Source organism: Kribbella sp. NPDC051718, from assembly GCF_040681515.1.
Taxonomy (GTDB): Bacteria; Actinomycetota; Actinomycetes; order Propionibacteriales; family Kribbellaceae; genus Kribbella.
Genome location: NZ_JBFAYZ010000004.1, coordinates 114,343 through 131,320 on the forward strand (window position 1 = coordinate 114,343; position 16,978 = coordinate 131,320).

16 protein-coding genes are annotated in these 16,978 nt (G+C 66.8%); 9 read left to right on the top strand and 7 right to left on the bottom strand.

Translation table 11 applies throughout. The features are described from left to right. Positions 1 to 8: 8 nt before the first annotated feature. From AB0M15_RS16135 to AB0M15_RS16145, 3 genes are read left to right on the top strand one after another with little or no spacing between them, the layout of a single operon-like run. Entirely contained in the window at positions 9 to 1,058 is a 1,050-nt protein-coding gene (locus AB0M15_RS16135; protein ID WP_363818713.1) for a VanW family protein, read from the top strand. A 60-nt stretch (positions 1,059 to 1,118) separates the two neighbouring features. Then, positions 1,119 to 1,808, top strand: coding sequence for a helix-turn-helix transcriptional regulator (locus tag AB0M15_RS16140; RefSeq protein ID WP_363818716.1), 690 nt, complete (start codon positions 1,119 to 1,121; stop codon positions 1,806 to 1,808). A gap of 10 nt (positions 1,809 to 1,818) precedes the next feature. Further along, a complete protein-coding gene (locus AB0M15_RS16145; RefSeq protein ID WP_363818719.1) occupies positions 1,819 to 2,856 on the top strand; it encodes an aminoglycoside phosphotransferase in 1,038 nt (345 codons plus the stop codon). Here the strand turns inward: AB0M15_RS16145 and AB0M15_RS16150 are convergent. The 6 genes from AB0M15_RS16150 to AB0M15_RS16175 are packed head-to-tail and all read right to left on the bottom strand — an operon-like array spanning position 2,846 to position 10,006. Continuing rightward, complete coding sequence (locus AB0M15_RS16150; protein ID WP_363818721.1) at positions 2,846 to 4,888, bottom strand: hypothetical protein; 2,043 nt, start codon at positions 4,886 to 4,888, stop codon at positions 2,846 to 2,848. The genes AB0M15_RS16145 and AB0M15_RS16150 overlap by 11 nt on opposite strands. Beyond that, the gene (locus AB0M15_RS16155) at positions 4,885 to 5,943 is read right to left on the bottom strand and encodes a glycosidase (RefSeq protein WP_363818723.1); all 1,059 of its coding nucleotides are present in this window, start codon (positions 5,941 to 5,943) and stop codon (positions 4,885 to 4,887) included. The genes AB0M15_RS16150 and AB0M15_RS16155 overlap by 4 nt, the downstream gene beginning before the upstream one ends. A gap of 22 nt (positions 5,944 to 5,965) precedes the next feature. Beyond that, entirely contained in the window at positions 5,966 to 6,793 is an 828-nt protein-coding gene (locus tag AB0M15_RS16160) for a carbohydrate ABC transporter permease (protein WP_363818726.1), read from the bottom strand. Next, positions 6,790 to 7,692, bottom strand: coding sequence for a sugar ABC transporter permease (locus AB0M15_RS16165; RefSeq protein WP_363818728.1), 903 nt, complete (start codon positions 7,690 to 7,692; stop codon positions 6,790 to 6,792). The genes AB0M15_RS16160 and AB0M15_RS16165 overlap by 4 nt, the downstream gene beginning before the upstream one ends. Then, positions 7,689 to 8,978 carry an extracellular solute-binding protein gene (locus AB0M15_RS16170; RefSeq protein ID WP_363818730.1) on the bottom strand — a complete coding sequence of 430 codons (1,290 nt, stop codon included), beginning with the start codon at positions 8,976 to 8,978 and terminating at the stop codon, positions 7,689 to 7,691. Before AB0M15_RS16170 ends, AB0M15_RS16165 begins: the two co-directional genes overlap by 4 nt. Next, on the bottom strand, positions 8,975 to 10,006 hold the full coding sequence (locus AB0M15_RS16175; RefSeq protein WP_363818733.1) for a LacI family DNA-binding transcriptional regulator: 1,032 nt from the start codon (positions 10,004 to 10,006) through the stop codon (positions 8,975 to 8,977). The genes AB0M15_RS16170 and AB0M15_RS16175 overlap by 4 nt, the downstream gene beginning before the upstream one ends. A gap of 304 nt (positions 10,007 to 10,310) precedes the next feature. Between AB0M15_RS16175 and AB0M15_RS16180 the strand changes: the two genes are divergently transcribed. From AB0M15_RS16180 to AB0M15_RS16205, 6 genes are read left to right on the top strand one after another with little or no spacing between them, the layout of a single operon-like run. Continuing rightward, the gene (locus AB0M15_RS16180) at positions 10,311 to 11,111 is read left to right on the top strand and encodes an endo alpha-1,4 polygalactosaminidase (RefSeq protein ID WP_363818736.1); all 801 of its coding nucleotides are present in this window, start codon (positions 10,311 to 10,313) and stop codon (positions 11,109 to 11,111) included. Between the two features lie 35 nt (positions 11,112 to 11,146). Further along, positions 11,147 to 12,427, top strand: coding sequence for an ABC transporter substrate-binding protein (locus tag AB0M15_RS16185; RefSeq protein WP_363818738.1), 1,281 nt, complete (start codon positions 11,147 to 11,149; stop codon positions 12,425 to 12,427). Further along, positions 12,427 to 13,353, top strand: a complete 927-nt coding sequence (locus AB0M15_RS16190) for a sugar ABC transporter permease (protein ID WP_363818741.1) — start codon at positions 12,427 to 12,429, stop codon at positions 13,351 to 13,353. The genes AB0M15_RS16185 and AB0M15_RS16190 overlap by 1 nt, the downstream gene beginning before the upstream one ends. Next, the gene (locus tag AB0M15_RS16195; RefSeq protein ID WP_363818744.1) at positions 13,350 to 14,168 is read left to right on the top strand and encodes a carbohydrate ABC transporter permease; all 819 of its coding nucleotides are present in this window, start codon (positions 13,350 to 13,352) and stop codon (positions 14,166 to 14,168) included. Before AB0M15_RS16190 ends, AB0M15_RS16195 begins: the two co-directional genes overlap by 4 nt. A 5-nt stretch (positions 14,169 to 14,173) precedes the next feature. Then, positions 14,174 to 14,728 (top strand): PfkB family carbohydrate kinase, encoded by a 555-nt coding sequence (locus tag AB0M15_RS16200; RefSeq protein ID WP_363818747.1) that lies wholly within the window; start codon positions 14,174 to 14,176, stop codon positions 14,726 to 14,728. After that, positions 14,725 to 16,026 (top strand): alpha-glucosidase/alpha-galactosidase, encoded by a 1,302-nt coding sequence (locus AB0M15_RS16205; protein WP_363818749.1) that lies wholly within the window; start codon positions 14,725 to 14,727, stop codon positions 16,024 to 16,026. Before AB0M15_RS16200 ends, AB0M15_RS16205 begins: the two co-directional genes overlap by 4 nt. On the opposite strand, the gene AB0M15_RS16210 is transcribed toward AB0M15_RS16205, so the two are convergent. Next, positions 16,016 to 16,969, bottom strand: coding sequence for a nitronate monooxygenase (locus AB0M15_RS16210; protein WP_363818752.1), 954 nt, complete (start codon positions 16,967 to 16,969; stop codon positions 16,016 to 16,018). The genes AB0M15_RS16205 and AB0M15_RS16210 overlap by 11 nt on opposite strands. Positions 16,970 to 16,978 lie beyond the last annotated feature (9 nt).

Genomic DNA, 16,978 nt, shown 5'->3' on the forward strand with positions numbered 1-16,978 from the left:
GGGAACGAATGCAGAAGAGCACCACCAGCACCCTGTCCATCGCGGACACCACCGCAGCCGGTACGCCGGCCCCGGGTGCCGGAGCAACCAACCCGCCCAACCACACCCCACCCGCCACCACCCGCGAGTCGGTCACCGCAGCGGAGTCGGGTGGTGGGCTGGATGAGTGGGATGAACTGACTCCCGCGGAGTTGGCTCGGGTGTTGCCTCGGGTTGGGGAGCGGCGGTGGTCGCAGCGGGTTCCTGCGCTTTATCCGGTTGCTGTCCGGTATCACCGGGCCCGGCGGCGGATCGAGTGGATGAGGTCCAGTACGGCGTACGCGCGGGACCGGCGAGCAGTGGACCTGCCAGTGCGCGTGAAGCGGCACAAGTCTTTGCTGCTGCGCCAGCTCGGTGAGACCGAGATGTGGATGCAGCACAACAAGGTGACCAATCTGAAGCTCGCCTGTGAGCAGGTCGACGGCGTACTGATCAAGCCCGGCGAGACGTTCTCCTTCAACAAGCTGGTCGGCAACGCGACCCGTCGCAAGGGTTATGTGAAGGGCATGCGGCTGTCCAACGGCCAGGCCAAGCCAGGGATCGGCGGCGGCATCTGCCAGCTCGCGAACCTGTTGCACTGGATGGTCCTGCACTCGCCGCTCACCGTGACCCAGCGCTCGAACCACAGCTTCGACCCGTTCCCGGACAACGGCCGCGTGCTGCCGTGGGGTGTCGGCTGCAGCATCGTCTACAACTATGTGGATCTGCAGTTCCGCAACGACACCGACCAGACCTTCCAGCTCCGCGTCGGAGTCGGCGAGCGGTACCTCGAGGGCGAGATCCTGGCCGAGGAGTCGACGAGTTCGTCGTACCGGGTGTTCGCTCGTGGCGAGCGGTTTCTGCGGGCCGGCAGCGAGTACTTCCGCCGCAACGAGATCTGGCGCACGGTGATCGACCGCCGGACGGGCTCGCCGATCGGCGAGGAGTTGATCAAGGAGAACGTTGCCGTGGTCAAGTACATCCCTACCGGTGTGAACGTCATCGACGTCGACCTCCAGCAATACCCGCCGGCCGGCTGACCTGGCCGATCCAGACTTCCCCTGGGTGAAGATGTCGGTGCGGCGTTGCAGACTCGGGGTGTGGACGTAGGGGTTTATCGCGAGCGGGCAGCAGCAGTGCTGCCCGGAGCCGTGCTGTGGACCCGTACGGCGGATGGCGGCGAGTATCGGGTGTTGCCGGACGGGTGCATGGACCTGCTCTGGATCGAGGGCGAGCTGGCGGTGGCTGGGCCGGACAGCCGGGCGCATGTGGGGGCGGCTGAGGCGGGGGTTCGGTTTGCCGGGCTGCGGTTCGCGCCGGGGACTGCGCCGGGGTTTCTCGGCGTACCGGCTCGGGAGGTGCTGGATTCGCTGGTGCCGTTGGCCGATGTCTGGTCACCGGCGCGGAGTCGGCGGTTGGCCGATCGCATCGGGCGGGCTGCGGATCCGGGAGTGGCGTTGGAGGAGGCTGCGGGCGGGTTGTTCGACGCGGCGCCTGATCGATTGGTGGGGCAGGTGCTGGGTGGGGTTCGGCGCGGGGTCGGCGTACGGGCGTTGGCTGGGAGTGTCGGGTTGAGTGAGCGGCAGTTGTACCGGCGGTGCCTGGATGCGTTCGGGTATGGGCCGAAGATGCTGGATCGGGTACTGCGGCTGAATCTCGCGCTGGAGCGGGCGCGGACGGGACTGTCGCTGGCCGAGGTGGCGGCGCGGACCGGGTATGCGGATCAGGCCCACTTCACCCGCGAGGTGAAGGCGCTGGCCGGGGTGCCGCCGCGAACTCTGCTGGCCTGACAATCGCTGTATGAGCCTTTCGCGCGAGCCTGGTACGGCCACGACGCTCCGCCACAATCCCTTGAACGCAGTCACTGCCACCGTCGAACGAATCACCCGCGAAGACGGCACCACCTACATCCGCAAGGAACTCCGAGAGCCGGTGCCAAGGCAAGAAATTGGTAAGCCGTGGGCGGCGTCGGTGGAGCCTCGCCACTGGAATTACTGGCGGCGGGAAGTCGAGGTCTATCTCGACGATGAGGTGCGGGCTCAGTTGCAAGGGACGGGGCTGGTGTTGCCAGGCGCCGAGGTTGATGAGCTTGCTGGGGGTGCGGTGTTGTACCTGGAGGACGTTGCCGGGCGGGCGGGGACGGACTTCGGGTTGGAGGATCATGCGGCGTTGGCCCGGGCGGTGGGGCGGTGGCAGGCTCGGCCGGCGGTGGTTCGGCCTTGGACCTCGGTTGGGTTCTTGCGGGAGTACTCGACTACTCGCGAGGTGCCATGGGGGTTGCTGCACGACGATGCGGCTTGGCGGCAGCCGTTGGTGGCTGAGAACTGGCCGGCGGGGCTTCGGGAGGGGTGGGAGCGGGTGGTTGCTCAGCGGGATGAACTGCTGACGATCGTCGAGCAGGCGCCGCGGGCGGGGTGTCATCTGGATCTTTGGGTGAGCAATGCGATCCGGCGGGCGGATGGTGAGATCGCCTTGCTGGATTGGGCTTTCTGTGGGGACGGGGCGATCGGCGAGGACATCGGGAATCACATTCCCGATGCGGTGTTCGACTTGTTCTGGCCGGCTGAGCGGTTGCCTGAGCTGGCCGAGACCTGCATCGACAGCTACCTCGAGGGGCTTCGAGAGGGTGGCTGGCGAGGCGAGGCGGACGTCGTCCGGCGGTCGGTGATGGCGTCGACCGTCAAGTACGCGTGGCTCCTGCCCGGGTTGCTCAGGCGGGCGTCCGACTCGTCTCACAAGGCTTATCACCAGGACGCTGACAGCCAGTACCTCTTCCAGCAGCGCGGGCTCGCGTTGAAGTTCGTCGCTGACTGGTGTGCGGAGGCGCTCAAAGGATGACGGTGAAGCCTCCGGGTTGGACGGGGACGTCGAAGGTCTGCGTAGTGGTGGTGAAGCGGGTTTTGAGGGCGCCGGACTTGTCGTAGGCCGAGACGGTACTGCGGCGTGCAGTTCCGGCGGTGACTGCGTGCGAGCGCGGGTGCGTGTCCACGCTGGTGAGCAGGATCGCCGAGGCCAGTTGGAGCCGGGAGATCAAAGGCAACAGCAAGATTGCGTCCACGCGGAGGGTGGTGGATCCGGAAGCCGTTGCGGTGAGGGTTCCGGTTGCGGGGACGTACCTGGGGAGAGTGCGCGGGAGCAGAGCGCCGGGAGCGGCGGAGACGCCTTGAGGACCGGCGGTGCCGTGGTTGATGGTGCCTAGCGGGTGGCCGTTGGCTGTCCAGGCGGTTCGGCCGGCTTGACGGTCCGGGACTGTGTCGATGATGGGTAAGGCCAGTTGGGGCTGGTCGGTCGCCGGGAGGGTCCACTTCGCCGAGCTGCCTGGGGTGAAGGCAACGTAGGAGTTGTTGCTCCATTGGGATTCGCCGGTCCAGGGGGATGGCGGAGTGATGACTGTGGCGCCGGCGGAGAGGTTTGCCGATTCGGCTTCGAGGGTGTGGAGGCCGGAGAGGGTGCGGGTAGCGGGGCCTAGGACGCGGGCTTGGGCTGCGAGCGTCGGGTGGGCGTCCAGGGCGAGCATGGAGAGTAGGCCGTGGATGGTGGATTCGGCGCCGGAGTTGCGGTTGACGACTCCCTCCGCGGAGATGCCGTCGTAGGTGCGGCCGGTTGCCGGGTCGTACATGGCGGTGCCTGCGCGGTTCGCGCCGAAGTACCAGGCTGCGACGAAGATGGCGACCTGGACGAGGCCGGGGCGGTTGGCGGCGGAGGCTACGCCGAGCAGTGCTTGTAGGCGCGCGTCGACGCCATAGGCGATCTGGGTCCGGTCGATGGGCGCTGGGAGCCAGCCGTTGTCGGGGCCGCCGGCAGTCATCAGCAGTGGGGTGAACCCGGCCGCGTCGCCAAGAGCGGGGTCCAGCAGGCGCGGCTTGCGGAGTACGGATGAGGCGGCAGCGAGGGCGGAGGGCATCTGGGCGCCCCAGGCGTGCCAGTCGGAGATCGACTCGCCCCACGGGAGCAGGGCGCGGAAGGGCCAGGTCTGGCTGTCTCCGGCGCTCATGGCGGCTACGGCTTCGGCGAACCGTTCCAACGCGCGGCGAGCCCGGGTGGATCCGCCGGCGCGGACATAGGCGGCCAAGCCGAGGATGGCTTCAGAGGTGGCGTCGGCACCGGCCACGATGAGCCAGGCCGGTACGCGGCGGCCGTCGACGATGTTCCAGTTGCCGTAGTGGACCAGTACTTGCCGTTCGAGCGCAGCGATCGCCAACTCGAGTCGTCCACGCAGGAACGCCGCCAACCCCGGGTCCACCGACCGGAAGACGGCGTAGCCCTCCCCCAGCGCCCAGACCGTGCGAGCCAGCCAGTACGCCGGTCCAGAGTCCGATGGGTCAGGTAGCTCGACCGGGTCGGCGCTGGGGTTGAGTGTGCCGTCAGGCTGCATCCAGAGCACTACATTGCCGGCGTTGGGTCCGGTAGCTGTCTGCAGGAAGGTCAAGCCGCGGAGGAGCCCGTATGCCGCGGCCCGGCTGTGCGCGTCGCCTCGGAGCTTGAAGTGGCGCAGGTAGACCACGGCGGCCCGGGCGAGGTCGTCGGCATTGAAGGCGCCTTGGCCGTAGGTGTTGGTGGCGGGGTCATAGGCGCCGCCACCGACGCGGGCGTAGGAGCCGTCGTCGCGGCGGTCCGCATAGGTCCAGAGGACACCGATCGGGCCGGTCCCATAGGTCGAATGGCCTTCGGCGGCCGGCGGTGAGACCACAGCACCGAGGTAGTCGAGGTGGGCAAGGTTGGTGAGGTTCCCCGATGTCGCGCTGGACACAGCAGTGGCGGGGGCGGTGCCGACGGCAGAGGCCTTCGCGGTGGTGGATGCGCCGGCGACGGCAGCGAAGGTGGTGGCGGCGAGGGAGGTGCCGAGGACGGTTCGGCGGGTGACGGTCATGTCAATCGATCCAGTCTGGCAACACCGATCTTCGCGTCGGCCATGCCGTAGAAGACGTAGTGGACGCCATCGACCTCTTCGATGGCGGTCGGGAAGACGACGTTGCCGACCGTGCCGATCCGTTCTTCCTCGGTCTCCGGCACCAGGATCGGCTCGGCCGTACGATCGAGAATCCGGGTCACATCCAGCGGATCCAGCAACAGGGCACCAGCCGCGTAGCTGACCTTCTGAGTGGTCGGATCGAACCCCTTCGGCTGCTCCCCCGTCACTCCGTGATGAATGACGAGCCACCCCTCCGGCACCCGCAGCGGCGCCGGACCCGCACCGATCTTGAGCTCTTCGAACGGGTACTCCGACATCGCCACCAGCCGGTGCTCCCGCAGATGCACGAGGTTGCGCAGATCCCGCTCCACCTCGGAGACCGGCACGAAGGAAACCCAGATCCCCGGCCGGTCGTCCTTCACCCCAGCCGGCAGATGGACGCCCTCGCCCTCGCGGAACCAGCCCAGATCCCACATCGGCCGATGCAACATCGCGTAACAAGGCGAACCGTCCGGCCCCGGCACCGGCTCGGGGAAGAACACCGTGTCCTTGTTGGGGAACAGGTTCAGGTCGGTGTCGAGATCCGGTTGGTACTCGAAGTGCAGGGGTCCGAGCCGCCGCCATGAACGCAAGTCGTCCGAGACTGCGAGGGCAGGCTTGGGTCCGAGCGGCCCATAGGCGACGTACGTCATCACGTGCTTGCCCAGCGAAGGGATCCACGTCACCCGCGGATCCTCGACCCCGGCGTTGTTGAGCCCACGCTCCCAGCCCTCGTCCGGCGCGAGCACGATGCCTTCGCGACGGACACCGGTCGGTACGCCGTCGGTCAGCTCGACCTCAGCCAGCCCGACCCGAGACACGTTGCCTGGCGCAACCAACCGCGGCAGCAGGTAGAGCCGGCCGTCAGGCGTATGTCCAGAGGCCGGATTGAGCACCCCTTCGGACTCGAGCGAGTTGCCCGGCTCCGGCGTCATCACGACACCGAGGCGCGTCAAAGTATAAGGAACAGTCACAGCAGGAACCTCTCGAAAGAAACTAGCCTTTGACCCCGGATTCGAGGCTGGACGAGATGAAGCGACGCTGGAAGGCGATGAACAACCCGACCGCCGGCGCGGCCAGCACACAGGCCCCGGCCAGTACGGCGCCGAACGGGTTCGCCGCTCGCGCCGACACGGTCGTCAGGTAGTTCGACAAGGCGACCGCCAGCGGTTGCAGGTCTTGTTGTTTGGTGATCAGGAACGGCCAGAGGAACTCGTTCCACGGCCCGATGAAGGTCAGCAGTACGCCGGTGAGCAACGCGGGCTTCACCAACGGGATCGCCACCCGCCAAAGGATGTTGAGCTCGTTGGCGCCGTCGATCCGGGCCGCGTCGAACAGCTCTTGCGGCAACTGCAGGAAGTACTGCCGGAACACGAACACAGCGGTCGAGTTGATCGCAAACGGAGCAATCATGCCGAGGTACGAATCGGCCAGGCCGTAGCTGCGCACGATCATCACGTACAGCGGGATGGTCAGCAGCTGGAACGGCACCACCTGGACCAGCAGCATCAGGTTGAACACCATCCCCCGGCCACGGAACTGCAGCCGGGCCAGTGCATACCCGGTCAGCACTCCGAAGACCAGCGTGCCGAGGATGACCCCGCCGGTGAAGATGCCCGAGTTCAGCAACGACTTGCCGAGGTGGATCGCGGCGTTGATCTCCACGTAGTTGTGCCCCGTCAGGTTCGACGGATTCGGGAAGGCGCCCGTGATGGACGGATCCGGCTCGGCCTGAAGCGACCCGATCAGCATGTAGTAGAAGGGAAACAGGAAGACGAACGCTCCGACCAGCAGGAGCACGAACCGCAACGGAGACTTCTTCATCGGTCCTCCCGCCCCACGAAGCGACGTTCGGCCAGAGCCAGCAGCAGTACGCCGATCACGAGCAGCACTCCGATCGCGGAACCGACATCAGGATTGCCCTGCTCGATTCCCTTCTGGTACATGATCAGAACCGGCGAGGCCGAGTGACCGTCCGGTCCACCCCCACCGGTGAGCAGATACGGCTCGGTGAAGAGGTTCGCCCCCGTCACAGTGGCGAGCAGCACGACCAGCGTGGTCGCCGGCCGCACCCCTGGCACGGTGACGTTCCAGAACGACTTCAGCCGACCGGCCCCATCCATCGACGCCGCTTCGTACAGGTCCTTCGACACGTTCTGCAGCGCGGCCAGGTAGAGCAGGATGAAGAATCCCAACTGCTTCCAGGTCACGTACAACGCCACCGTCGGCATCGCCAGTTTCGAGTTGACCAGCCAGGACGGATCGGGCGCGAGCGGGCCGAGCACCGAGTTGACCAGTCCGTTGGAGTTGAAGAGGAACAGCCAGACCCCGACCACGGCGACGCTCGCCGCGACGTACGGGACGTAGTAGCTGACCCGGAAGAACGTGCGCCAGCGGATCGCGCTGTTCAGCGCATAGGCCAGCACCAGCGACAGGATGACGGTCAGCGGGACGTTGATCACCAAGAAGATGCCGACGTTCACGAACGAACGGCGTACGGCCGGATCCGACAGCACCGTCGCGTAGTTCGCGAAGCCGACCCACGGCCGGTCCACGATCGCGCCGGGCGCGGTGAAGAAGTAGTCGTGGAACGACATGTAGACGGCGAACCCGAGCGGATAGGCGAAGATCACCGCCAGGAACACGACGTACGGCGTGACGAACGCGGTACCGATCGGCTGTTTGCCCAGGATCCCGGCCACCAGCCCACGGCGTCGGCTCATGACCCGGCGGCGAGCTGGTCGACCTTCTGGACGGCACCGTCGAGGGCTGCGCCCGGGTCCTGCTGACCGAAGATCACGGACTTGGAGTACGTGTCGCGGAAGGTCTGCCAGATGGTGATCGAGTTGGGCACGTTCGGTACCTCGACCGTCCGGGCGGCCTGGTCGGCGAACTGCTTGTAGTCCGGGTTCTTCGCGAAGTACTCCGGGTAGGTGCCGGCCACGTCAGCGCGCAGCGGCATCTGACCGGTGCCCTGCAACAGCTTGCCGTCCTGCTCCTTGCTGGTCGCGAACTTCAGCACGTCCCACGCCGTGCCCCGGTTCTTGCAGGCCGAGTACATCGCGACGTTCTTCGCATCGCTGAAGGTGTAGGTGTCGGCAGCAGACTTACCGGCCGACGTCGGCACCGGTACTGCGCCCCACTCGACCTTTCCCTTGTACGTCGAGATGGCCCAGGGCCCCACGATCGCCATCGCCGCAGTGCCGTCGACGAACGAGTCACCGGTGTACTTCTCCTGCGACGCGAGCTTGTCGGCGTACAGCGTCCGCCAGAACCCGGCCACCTTCTTGCCCTCCTCCGACGCGAACTGTGCCTTGCCGTCGGCAACAAGTTGCTTGCCCCCGGTCTCAGCCGCGAACAACGGGTAGAAGTCGAACCAGGACTGGTAGAACTCGTTGCTCGGTGCCGGGTAGATGGCGAACTTCGCCGCCTTCGACGAGACCAGCTTGCGCGAGGTCGCGAGGAACTCGTCGTACGTCGACAGGGCCGGCTTGGCCGGGTCGAGACCCGCCTTGGCGAAGGTCTTCTTGTTGTAGAAGATCATCACCGGGTTGTCCTTCCACGGCAGCTGGTAGTACTTGCCGTCGGTCGACTTGTACTGCTCGGCGACCTTGCCCGACCGCTCCTCGACGTACGACTTGCCGTCTCCGAAGCTGTCGAGCGCCACCAGGCCACCCTGCTTCTGGAACTGCGAGACGGACGCCGGTGAGGTGTTGAAGATCAGGCAGGGCGCGTTGCCCGCGGTGATCGCGGCGCCGATGACCTCTTCGGAACTCTTGCCGGTCGGGATCTCCTGCGCGGTGACCTTCTGATCCGGGTGGGCCGTGTTCCAGGCAGCCACCATCTGCTTGCCCCAGGCCACTTCCTCGGCGTTGTTCGACAGCCAGACGGTGATGTCGCCGCGGGCCTTGGCGGCCTCGTCGGCGCTACCACCGCCGCCTCCGCTGCCGCAGGCCGTAGTACCGGCCAGGCCGAGGGCCACTACAGCGGCCATGACTTTGCGTTTCATGAGTCCTCCAGATGCGCGGTTGAACGCCGGATGATCAAGCGGGCGGGTTGCAGTTCCACATCCGGTACTGCGCTCCCGTCGCCGTCGATGAGCTGGTTGAGAGTCCGCGCGGCCGCCTCGCCGAAGGCGTGCGGGTCGGCGCGTACGGTGGTCAGACCGGGATGGACGAACTCGGCGAGCTCGCTGTCGTCGAAGCCGGCCACGCTGAGGTCGTCCGGGATCCGCAGCCCGGCTTGTTGCGCGGCGCCCATGCCCGCGATCGCCATCCGGTCGTTGGCGTAGACGATGGCGGTCGGCCGATCCGGCAGGGCGAGCAACCGCTTGGTCGACTCGATCCCGCCGACGGCCGTGAAGTCGCTGGTCTCGATCGCGGCAGGCTGCAGACCCGCCTCGGCGAGAGCGGAGACGAAGGCTTCGGTACGCGCCGTGGCGTGCACGAAGTCCTGGGGACCGGCGACGTGCGCGATCCGGCGGTGGCCGAGCTCGAGCAGGTGCTGGACGACCGCGATCGTGCCCGGCCGGTCGTCCAGACAGACCGCGGGAAAGGGCGACGGAACCTCGGGCCGGTTCAACGTGACCGCCGGCAGGCCGAGCGAGGTCAGCAGATCGATCCGGGGATCGTTGTGCCGCAGGTCGGAGAGGAAGACGCCGTCGACGCGCCCGTCCTGAGCAAGCCGCCGGTACCCCGCCTCCTCGCCTTCGCCGGGTGCGACGACCTGCAGCACGAGGGCCTGCCCGCGGGGTGCGAGCACACTCTCGACGCCGCCGATGAAGGCCGGGAAGAACGGGTCCGACGAGAGCACCCCCGGATCTCTGGTGATCACCAGGCCGAGCGCGAACGCCTTCGAGACCGAGAGCGAGCGGGCCCGGTTGCTCGGCCGCCAGCCGAGCTCGTCGGCGGCCGCCAGGATCCGGTCGACGGTCGTCCGGGCCAGTCCCGGCCGGCCGTTCAGCGCGAAGGAGACCGCGCCCTTGGAAACGCCTGCGCGGGTCGCGACATCCGCGATCGTCGGCCGTTCCTTGCTCATCAGTGTCCCTCGGTGAGTGTTTAAACCGGTTTAATCGCTCACTAAACCGGTATAAACGGTCGACGTCAAGGGTTCGCGTGCAATGCACGGGAATGCGCTAACCGATGGTTTCCGCGCACTCGTTTGCAGTTTCCCTTGACGGTGCGTCACCTGATCGCTTAACTAAGCCATCAGCGCCGGGCCAGCCAGCCCCCGCTGCAGTGACGCACCCAGCCGGTAGCGAACGATGTTCGGAGTCCGGTTTTCAGGCGCCAGGGCGACGGCCCGAGGCGGGGTAGCGTCCCCAGGACCGATGGAGCAAATCGTGTCCCGTTCTCGTACCGCCCGTCTGATGGTGGCCGCCGCGGCCGCCGCCATCGCCACTGCTACCGCCCTCACCCCGACCGCCGCCAACGCGGCCGTCACCCTCCCGCCCACCCACGCCAAGTTCGACTACCAGATCGGTGGCGCCTACACGCCACCCGCCGGCGTCCAGGTCGTCACTCGCGACCGGACCGCCTCCCCCGCCGCCGGCCTCTACAACATCTGTTACGTGAACGCCTTCCAGGTCCAGCCCGGCGAGCAGAGCCAGTGGGAGTCCGACCTGCTGCTGCGCGACTCCGCCGGCCGCCTCGTGATCGACGAGGACTGGGGCGAGCCGCTGCTCGACATCCGGGGAGCGAAGGCCGCCCGGGTCGCCGCCAAGGTCAACGGCTGGATCGACGGCTGCGCGACCAAGGGCTACAAGGCGATCGAGCCCGACAACTACGACAGCTACGAACGCTCGAAGAACCTGATCACCACCGCGCAGGCACGGACGTACCTGAAACTGCTGGCCGACCACGCGCACGTGAAGAACCTGGCCATCGCGCAGAAGAACACTGTCGACCTGGCCCAGTACCGGACCACTGTCGGCCTGGACTTCGCGGTCGCCGAGGAGTGCGGTCAGTACAACGAGTGCGGTGACTACGTCGACTACTTCGGCAACAACGTCATCGTGATCGAGTACACCAACACCGGCCGCACGAGGGCCTGCTCCGGCTTCGGATCCACGTTGAGCATCGTCCAGCGCGACGTCGACGTCTCCACCCCAGGTACCAGCGGCTACGTCCGCAAGACCTGCTGATCTCCCCCTCCCAACCCAAGTCCTAGGGGTTACCCATGTCTGCACCAACCCGTCGCGACATCCTTCGCTTCTCCGCGGCTCTGGCCGCCGCCGGCACTCTCGCAGCCTGCGGCAAGTCAAGCGATGACGAGGCAGCCGGTGGCGTCGTCACCGTCGATCTCTGGCACGGCCAGACCGACACCGGCAAGAAGGCGCTCGATGCCTTGATCAAGCAGTTCAACGACACGCATCCACAGATCAAGATCGTCGGCGGTGGCGGTGGGGTGACGGCGGACAGCATGCTGCAGAAGGTCACCGCGGGCCTGGCGGCGGGGTCCTTCCCGGATATCGCGTACATCTTCGGGTCGGACCTCGCCAGCATCACCCGTAGCCCTCAGGTGGTGGACCTGTCCACGGTGGACCTGAAGGACGCCTGGCCGGCGGCGCGCGACGCGGTCACGGTGAAGGGCAAGGTCCGGGCGATGCCGGCCCTGCTCGACTCGCTCTGCGTTGTGTACAACAAGAAACTCTTCGCCGCGGCCGGGGTGCCGGAACCGAAGGCGGGCTGGACCTGGGACGACTTCGTCAGCACCGCCCAGAAGCTGAACAACCCGGCGAAGGGCATCTTCGGGACCGGCTGGCCGGGCGTCGGAGACGAGGACACGGTCTGGCGGCTCTGGCCGATGATCTGGGACCTCGGCGGTGACGTCGTCAACCAGGACGGCAAGACCGTCGCCTTCGACAAGGTCGGCGAGCAGGTGCTCGGTACGCTCGACAAGCTGCGCTCCGACAAGTCCCTGTACATCGATCCCAAGCCGGGCAGCGAGCAGCTCTACCAGGTCTTCCTCGGCGGCCGGATGGCGATGGTTGCCACCGGCCCCTGGCAGCTTCCCGATGTCCTCGACAAGGGCATCGACTACGGCGTCGTACCACTTCCCTCGTACTCCGGTAAGGCCATCACCATCTCGGGCCCGGACACCTGGACCGTGTTCGACAACGGCAAGGCGCGGGTCAAGGCGGCGACCGAGTTCGTCAAGTGGCTGAACGATCCGAAGCAGGACGTCAAGTGGGACGTTCAGGCCGGCAGCCTGCCGGTCAACACCACGACGGCGGCCCTGCCCGAGTGGAAGAAACACGCGACTGCCACCAAGGGGCTGCAGGTGTTCGTCGACGCGTTGGAGACCGCCCGAGTGCGGCCCACCATCACGCAGTACCCGCAGATCTCGCAGCATCTCGGTGAGGCGACCGTCGCCGTGCTGCTGGGCAAGAAGTCGCCGGGCGACGCGCTCGGTGCGTGCGTCAAGGCCTGCAACGCTCTCCTGGCTGTGCCGAGCTGATGGCCAGCGTCGTCGGTACCTTCACGATCGACCCTCGAGCGCGGCGGGCGGCGGCGAAGCGGCGTACGAGGGGTGAAGGAGCGACCGCTTGGGCGTTCGTGAGTCCGTCCGTGCTGATCATCCTCGGGCTGAGCGTCGTACCGGTGCTGTGGTCGTTGCTGCTGTCGTTCCAGTCGAACGACCTGGTCTCGCCGAGCTCGTGGGTGGGGCTTGCCAACTACAAGGCACTGGCGGCTGATCCGGCTTTTGCTTCAGCTGTTGAGCACACGCTGCTCTACACGGTGTTGTATGTGCCGCTCAGTGTCGTGGGTGGGCTGGCGATCGCGTTGATGCTGGATCGGCAGATCCGGTTCATCAGTCTCTATCGGACGCTGGTGTTCGTGCCGTTCGTCGTCTCGGCGGCTGCGCAGGGGGTGCTGTTCTCGTTTGTGCTCGACCCCGAGTTCGGGGCGGCCAACTCGCTGCTGCACAAGCTGGGGTTGCCGGCGCAGGGGTTCTTCAGCGATCCGGGGCAGGCGCTGTACCTGCTCGTCGCGATCTCGTTGTGGAGCGGTACCGGGTTCTGCGTCATCGTCTATCTCGCGGGACTGCAAGGGGTGCCCAACGAGTTGGTCGAGGCGGCGCGGATCGATGGGGCGGGGCGGGGCGGCGTACTGCGGCACGTGGTGCTGCCGACGCTGACGCCGGTGACGATCTTCCTGGTGCTGTTCCAGACGATCAACGCGTTGCAGGTGTTCGATCTGGTCTTCGTCACCACCAAGGGCGGGCCGCTCGGCTCGACGACCGTGATCGTGTACTTCATCTGGGAGAAGGCGTTCAAGACCTTCACCGCCGGCTACAGCGCGGCCGCGGCGTACGCACTCGCCGTCGCCTTGCTCGTCATCGGACTCGCCTTGCAGATCTACCGGCGGAAGGTCGCGCGATGAAGAGACTGCCCTTCAGTCCTTGGCATCTCGTCCTGGCGCCGCTGGCGTTGCTGTTCGCGTTGCCGTTGCTCTGGTTGCTGGTCAGCTCGGTGATGAGCAACGCGGAGATCAACCGGTTCCCGCCGGCGCTGATTCCTTCCGGCATCAAGCTGGACGGCTACCGCTTCGTGCTGGGCAACGCGTTGTTCCCGCGCTGGTTCCTCAACTCGTTCATCGTTTCGGCGGTCGCGGTCAGCGCCAACCTGGTGCTCGGGTCGCTGGGCGGGTACGCCTTCGCGCGGATGCGGTTCGCCGGGTCGAGGCTGATGCTCGGACTGATGCTGGCGACGATGGTGATCCCGTTCCAGCTGACGATGATCCCGACCTTCCTGGTGATGAAGGAACTCGGCCTGATCGACACCCTCGGCGCGCTGATCGTGCCGTCGCTGGTGACGCCGTTCTCGGTGTTCCTGTTCCGCCAGTTCTTCGTCTCCTTGCCGCGTGAGCTGGAGGAGGCGGCCTGGCTCGACGGCTGCGGGCGGCTGCGGATCCTGATCTCGGTGGTACTTCCGCTGGCCAGGCCTGCGCTCAGCACGGTCGCGGTACTGACATTCCTGAGTACCTGGAACGACCTGACCTGGCCGCTGATCGCCATCAACCATGACACCAACTACACGCTCCAGCTCGGCCTGACGACCTTCCAGGGCCAGCACCACACCCAGTGGGCGGCGGTGATGGCGGGCAACGTCATCACGGTTCTGCCTGTCCTGCTGGGCTTCTTGCTGGCTCAGAAGGCGTTCATCCGCTCGCTGGCTTCTACCGGACTCAAAGGCTGACACATATGAAGAGCGATCTACTGGTAATCGGCGACGCCGCCGAACAGATGGCGAGTGGAGCGGCCCGGCTGGGGCTGACCGTCGCTGTCTCGGCGGACGGAACGCCTGAGTTGCTGCGGTCGGCGCGGCACCTGCATGTGACCTCGTTCTACCGGACGCCTGAGCTGGCCTCGCGGCTTGCCGTGCTGCTGAAGGAGGCCAAGTTCAGCAAGGCTTCTACGTCGCTGGCGATCGACGACGATCCGTCCGGACGGTGGGATCGCGTCGTACTGGATGGGGCCTTGCGGGTGACCGACGTGCTGCTGCTCAACGCGGCCGCGGCGCATGCGCTGACGGGACACCCGGTACTGGCCGACGCGGCCGGCATTCTGGCGCGGCGTGGGCCGCTGGTGGTGGTGCGGGACGGTGCTGCCGGAGCGCTGGCTCATGACGGGTCGAAGGTCCGATCGGTGGGTGCGCTTCCCGCCGGGGACGGCTTCGATGCGGGGTATCTGGCCGCCATGCTGAGCGGGCTCGGCCGGGATCGCGCGCTGTCGATCGCCGTGGAGAGTGGGCGATGACGAAGATCGCGTTCATCGGCGCCGGGAGCGTCGTCTTCACCCAGGGCCTGCTGGCCGATCTGTTCGGCTTCAAGGATCTCGGCTCGTTGCGGATCGCCTTGCACGACATCGATCCCGAGCGGCTCGCTACTGCTGCGGGTGCCGCATCCGCCATCGCTGCTTCGCTGGGGGTCTCGCCGGAGATCAGCGCGCATCTCGATCGGCGCGCGGCGCTGGACGGCTGCGACTTCGTGATCAACATCGTCCAGGTCGGGATGAACGAGGCGACCCGGATCGACTTCGAGATCCCTGCGCGCTATGGGGTCCGGCAGACCATCGCGGACACGCTCGGGGTCGGCGGGGTGTTCCGGGCGCTCCGGACCTTCCCGGTACTCCGGGGGCTCGCGGCCGACATCGCGGAGATCTGCCCGGAGGCGTGGCTGCTGAACTACACGAACCCGATGGCGATGAACGTCTGGTACCTCTCGGCCCTCGGCGTGAAGAACGTCGTCGGGCTGTGCCACTCGGTCTACTGGACGATGAACGACCTGTCGACGTTGGTGGGCGTGCCGTTGGGCGAGGTGTCCTACTTGGCCGCTGGGGTGAACCACCAGGCGTGGGTACTCCGCTTCGAGCACCAAGGACGCGACCTGTACCCGGCTCTGGACGAGGTCATCGCGCGTGATCCGGAGCTGGCTCGACGGGTTCGGGTGGACATGTACAAGCGCCTCGGCCACTATCCGACGGAGACGAGCGAGCACTCGTCGGAGTACGTGCCGTGGTACCTGCACGACGAGTCCGAGGTGGAGCGCTTGCGGCTACCGGTCGGCGACTACCTCCGCATCGTCGAGGAGAACGTCGCCCTCTACGAACACACCCGCGACGCCCTGAAGGCCGGCGACCCTCTACCGGTCGAAGGCACCATGGAGTACGCCCCGCAAGTCATCCACAGCATCGTCACCGGCACACCCAGAACCATCTACGGCAACGTGGTGAACACCGGCCTGATCTCCAACCTCCCCGACGGCGCAGTCGTCGAAGTCCCCTGCCTGGTTGACTCCCTAGGCGTCCAACCCACTTCGGTCGGCGCCCTCCCACCCCAATGCGCAGCCCTCAACCGCGCTTACATCAACGTCAACGAACTGGTCGTCCAGGCAGCATTGGAAGAGGACCCACTGGCCATCCGTCAAGCGCTGATGGTCGACCCGGCAACATCTGCCGCTCTCACCCTGCCGCAGATCTGGTCCATGGCGAACGATCTGGTGGATGCCCACAGCAACTACCTCGCACCCGCCCTGCGAACGCGCATCAATCTGTAAGCGCAGCCTTCAAATAGTTCTTGTAGGTGGCGAGGTCAGCTACGACTCCCGCGGCCGTGGTGTTGGAGTGGAGGGCTCCAACACCCTGGCCAGCGTACAAAGAAGCTGACGTCGGGTCGGCCGCTCTGGTGGCGGTTACGTATTGGTCGTGGCCTTCGTCGTCTGACTTCAGGGTTTCTTCGCGGCCTTCCCATGTGTCGTAGAAGGTGTTGCGGAGGGCTCGGCCGCCGAACTCGTCGGGCCAGCCGGCTCGGGAGGCGGCGTCGAAGACTGTGCCGTAGACGGTGTCGGTTTCATCGGCTTCGAGGAGTCGTTGGCGGGAGGTCTCGGGGGTCAGGGCTTCTTCGGCGGTCAGGAAGGCGGTGCCGATCCAGCCTCCAGCGGCGCCAGCGGCCAGTACGGCGGCTAGGCCTCGCGGGCCTGAGATGCCGCCGCCGGCCAGCACTGGTACGTCGGTAAGGTCCAGGATCGCTTGGAGCAAAGGCAGCGTGCCGACCTCGTTGCGCCCGTGCCCTCCCGCCTCAGCACCCCGGACGACGATCGCGTCGACTCCGGCGTCGATCGCCTCGCGGGCGTCGGCGACCGTGCCGGCCTGGGTGGCGACGACGATGCCGGCCGCGCGCAGCGGTTCGACGTACGGGCTGTAGTCGCCGAAGCTGAGCGAGACGAGCGCGGGCTTGAGCTCAAGCACCGCCTCGAGATGGTCAGGATGATCCTTCACCGCCCACGCCATCAGCCCGATGCCGTACGGCCGGCCCGCCGCAGCCGCGACGGCTCCCTCGGTACGGATCCACTCGGCCGACACCGCCGACCCGGCGCCGAGCATGCCCAGCGCACCCGCCACCGAGATCGCGCCGGTCAGCCGTCCGCCGCTCACGTTCGCCATCGGTGCCCCGACCACCGGCACCGACAACCCGAACGTCTCCGTCAACCAGGTACCCATCCGTCCACT